Below are 3813 nucleotides of genomic sequence, written 5' to 3' on the forward strand. Positions count from 1 at the left end.
ATGCTCTCATCCCGGCAAGACGATTAAGAGCACAATAAACAAACGTAGTGCCATAACAAAGCCTTTAAAAATATAACTTGCTGTAATTATAGGGCATATGAATTTTGGTTCAAAAAGATGGGTTAAGTGTCCACAAAATTAGGCGACGATCAACTACTATAAAACTAATATCAAACTAATATGGAGAAATGCGCTATGAGTGCGGGAACAGTAAAGTGGTTCAATTCAGACAAAGATTTCGGTTTCATTGCTCCAGGTGATGGAGGGAAAGATCTGTTCGTGCACCACTCTGATATCAAGGCCTCGGGCTATGCAACGCTTGATGAAGGCCAGAAGGTAAAATTCGACATCGGAGAAACACCCAATTGGGAGGATGAGTCATGAGTACGAATGGGTTGGCCTGCTGCGCGACTCTGGTCGTGCTCATCGCCGCCGCGGTTACTGCATCAGCCTCGGAGCCGGGCGTCTTCCCAATCAAGATCGAAGACGCCACATACAATGAACGCGTTTCCGCGCCTTTGTGGGGCGGATTTACGGGAAGCGACATCAATGCCGCCGAAATCGTCCTCAAATCAGCTACCAAGTCGACAGGGGACCCTGGCCAGAGCTTCACGTATACGGTTGTGGGCATGAGCACGGCCAAGGGGCCTGAAGCTGCTGCGTCGGTAGACATTTCCAGTGCGGCCAATGAGCCCGGCACGGCAGGGGTTTCCGCCGGGGCCAGTGCGCTTAACGAATTCTATTTGGTGGTCTACAATCGGATGGGAACGGCCACGTCGCAACTCGTGCCCGTGTACTTCAAGACGAAGTATAACCTGGAACTTTCCTACAGTGGAGAGGTCTCGTACGCGGCATGTGGCGCTTGGCTGAACGTGTGGGCAGCCGATGGCCAAACGCGGATCCTTGCCGTATCGGAAACCCTCTCGAAAGGCTCAGAAGTGGGGCAGATAGTGGGGGATACCTGGCCGCCGCATAAGGTGCAAGTGCAGGTAGGTTTTGCGGCCCTCTCGTACTACAAGATGAAAGTTGTCCAGGGAGCCAATGCGCGGGGAGACGTGCACGCTTGGGCGACCTATAACATGGCCGAATCGGGCACCGGTACAGTCAATGCGTCCGCGTGGATCGACCCGGCAATCTACATCGACCCCAATTGGGAGTACGCCGACGATTTTGGCCTGGCCTTCAGCCCCAATATGCAACCGCCACCGATGCCTAATCCCGGTGACTACAACAATGATAACGAAGTCAACTTGAAAGACGTGGTATTACTGCTACAGTTAATGAGCAGTATGGAGCCTGTTGAGTTAATATATAAGTCCACTGATGTGAATGGTGATGGGAAGTTGGGCATGGGCGATTTGCTCTATACTCTTCGTAAGGTTTCAGGGGCGGCTGTGGCCCCGATGTTGGGAGATACTCTTCAGGGTGGCGGAGATGCCTATTCTTGTTATTCTACTCGACCGGTGTTCACAGGAACAGGGGGTCCGGGTCAGACGATCACGGTGCAGTTTGAAGATCCGATCGGCAGTTTCTCGACTGTTGTGGGAGCCGACGGCCAGTGGGTGATTGACCTGTCGGCCCCGGCCGATAATCCCGAGAACTGGGACCTGAGTAATGGGAAGACGTATCCGATCGATATTTATGCCACCAGTCAGACCGGGCAGCAGTCTGTTGTATACGAAATTGACTTGACGATCGACATATAAGGGATTTCACAAGAAATAATCTACGTAATTTTGGATTCAATAAATACATCCCATTTGGGCAGAGTGTTTGAACGTTGAATTCTGTTTGCGTAAGGTTTCATTTCTTTTTTTTTGTAAGCCGGATTCCTTTCGTGTATAACGTTTCCACCAAAGTTACAAAGGGCTTTATCCCTTTCCATGTCATCGTAAATGCCCAATTGAATGTTTTTGATACTGAATCCAATATTTCTCCGTTCCAATGCTCCTCCAATATTCCCAACATCTTTCAACCGGATTGTACTTGCTATGGTAGGGAGAATAATAAACCAGGCGGATTCGCAAACCTGTTTTGTCATTAAATTTGGGCATTCTGAAAATTCGGACCATCGTCAAGATTGATAAGCAACTCCTTTATATGCGGTTACAGTATTCAACTTATGGTTACGGGCTCAAACGGTAGTGATACCGAAGTGAAAACAAATTATATTACGGTTTTACATCCTCCAACGTTAACACAATTCAGCGCAGACCACAATGTGGCTTAAATGACCTATGCCAGCGAATTTTTCAGTTGGTATGCCGGATCTGTAGAAGCTGATACATATATATGCCCGGAAAGACAGTGCACATATTTTGGCGGGTTTTACATGAAAGATATACCTGCGATGAACAAGAAAGATTATGATATCAGCATTTCTGTTACCGGGGACAAAGGGGAAGCGTTTTTAAATGATGTCCTTAATGACAGACAGCGGGTATCCATTATTGGGATACTTGATAAACAACGCAAGCTGATCGAAGAAATCATTGATGTCCACCGTGCATTCAGTACAGAACTGCGCAAATTACTGGCAGGAAAACAGCTGAACAGAAAAAAGCTGATCGACCTGGGCTGCCGTTAAACTTTTTGAATCTTAGCACTCCTCTTGAAAAAAATGGAATTTTTTAGTCCAGAACACTTGAGATTCTATTTTTTTTTTGATTTCTTCTTTTTCTTCTTTTTGTGCTCTTTATCTTTAAGTTTATATGGTACTTCACTTCCAACGGCTACACGCCAACCACCTTCAAGTTCTGCAGATACAATCCATTCACCAGAACTTGATAAACGGATGTACACATTATTTCCGAAATAGGTTTCAGGTACATTGATCACTACATAACAACCTATTTCTTTATCGAACTCAAGTTCATGTCCATCATTGTGTTTGTGGCGATATCCATGGGCAGGAGCATGAGGTGGCGGGCCTTGTTTGTGATATTTTGGATTAGATGATCCAGATCCAGGCCCATGAATCCCAATTCCAAAAGTATTGCACCCTGAAAAACAGAAGAAGCAAACAGAAAAAATGAATAATCGTCTTAAAAGTTTCATGATAATTCCTCAATATTATAGATATTACAACCCTTTCATAGTTGGAAGAACAACTTTATCTGCAATAAATTTGATGGTTATATTCCTTTTTTCATTTCCCCAAATACAGTTTTTGGTTCCAAATGCAGCATCACATTTATCTGGCTTACCAATAACTACCATAACCTGCTGATAGTCCATTCCTACCTCGATTTTGTCATAATTTTCTTGTGTGAGTTTGCTACAACCGACAAGGATTACGGAGAAGATTAGAAGTGCAACTATAATAATTTTTTTTAAGTTCGCCATCTTGTTTCCTTTTTCCTTGATTTATGATCTTCGGCCTGCGTTATAGGGTAAAGCTCAATATATACTTTCCATTAGATATCTTTTGAAAAACTTAACCATAACTTGCATTAATCTTAATCTCCCAGACACTCAATAATTCAAACTGTATCTGCAAAAATTTAAAAAGGAACATTATCTCAAAAAGTCAGAAATTGCAAAATTTATATATAATTTTAATAACTTTCATAGTGAGTTTAGATAGAGCACCAGGAAAAATTCAAGCGATATTTTTCATTTATTTTTTGACCATACTATTCCTATCCGATTCAATCGGTTTTTTCAAAACATGTATGAGGTCGATTTAAATTCAGAGCTCCTGACATTAAGCTTCAAAAAGCCTTATTTTAAAGGGTTTTACTTGACTTTTGGGTAAAAATATCGTAGGTTAAGCTGCATCCAAAAAAGGAAAATATAATGCTTCAAACCTAC

5 protein-coding genes and 1 pseudogene are annotated in these 3813 nt (G+C 43.3%); 3 read left to right on the forward strand and 3 right to left on the reverse strand.

Annotated features, from left to right (window positions below):
• The first annotated feature begins 195 nt into the window (after positions 1 to 195).
• Positions 196 to 384 carry a cold-shock protein gene (locus Q1Q15_RS25330; RefSeq protein ID WP_300465560.1) on the forward strand — a complete coding sequence of 63 codons (189 nt, stop codon included), beginning with the start codon at positions 196 to 198 and terminating at the stop codon, positions 382 to 384.
• Positions 381 to 1706, forward strand: a complete 1326-nt coding sequence (locus Q1Q15_RS25335; protein ID WP_300465562.1) for a dockerin type I domain-containing protein — start codon at positions 381 to 383, stop codon at positions 1704 to 1706. The genes Q1Q15_RS25330 and Q1Q15_RS25335 overlap by 4 nt, the downstream gene beginning before the upstream one ends.
• 97 nt (positions 1707 to 1803) lie before the next feature.
• Here the strand turns inward: Q1Q15_RS25335 and Q1Q15_RS25340 are convergent.
• Positions 1804 to 2072, reverse strand: a pseudogene (locus Q1Q15_RS25340) (hypothetical protein).
• A 260-nt stretch (positions 2073 to 2332) separates the two neighbouring features.
• Between Q1Q15_RS25340 and Q1Q15_RS25345 the strand changes: the two are divergent.
• Entirely contained in the window at positions 2333 to 2587 is a 255-nt protein-coding gene (locus Q1Q15_RS25345; protein ID WP_300465567.1) for a hypothetical protein, read from the forward strand.
• 65 nt (positions 2588 to 2652) lie between these two features.
• On the opposite strand, the gene Q1Q15_RS25350 is transcribed toward Q1Q15_RS25345, so the two are convergent.
• Both Q1Q15_RS25350 and Q1Q15_RS25355 read right to left on the reverse strand, forming a co-directional pair.
• On the reverse strand, positions 2653 to 3057 hold the full coding sequence (locus Q1Q15_RS25350; RefSeq protein WP_300465569.1) for a hypothetical protein: 405 nt from the start codon (positions 3055 to 3057) through the stop codon (positions 2653 to 2655).
• 24 nt (positions 3058 to 3081) lie between these two features.
• Positions 3082 to 3345, reverse strand: coding sequence for a DUF3862 domain-containing protein (locus Q1Q15_RS25355; RefSeq protein WP_300465571.1), 264 nt, complete (start codon positions 3343 to 3345; stop codon positions 3082 to 3084).
• Positions 3346 to 3813 lie beyond the last annotated feature (468 nt).

The sequence above is a fragment of the Desulfobacula sp. genome (assembly GCF_030145145.1).
Lineage (GTDB): Bacteria > Desulfobacterota > Desulfobacteria > Desulfobacterales > Desulfobacteraceae > Desulfobacula.

Coding starts and splice junctions, on each gene's coding strand:
- Q1Q15_RS25330 (WP_300465560.1), top strand. CDS start 196: ATGAGTGCGGGAACAGTAAAGTGGTTCAATTCAGACAAAGATTTCGGT.
- Q1Q15_RS25335 (WP_300465562.1), top strand. CDS start 381: ATGAGTACGAATGGGTTGGCCTGCTGCGCGACTCTGGTCGTGCTCATC.
- Q1Q15_RS25345 (WP_300465567.1), top strand. CDS start 2,333: ATGAAAGATATACCTGCGATGAACAAGAAAGATTATGATATCAGCATT.
- Q1Q15_RS25350 (WP_300465569.1), bottom strand. CDS start 3,057: ATGAAACTTTTAAGACGATTATTCATTTTTTCTGTTTGCTTCTTCTGT.
- Q1Q15_RS25355 (WP_300465571.1), bottom strand. CDS start 3,345: ATGGCGAACTTAAAAAAAATTATTATAGTTGCACTTCTAATCTTCTCC.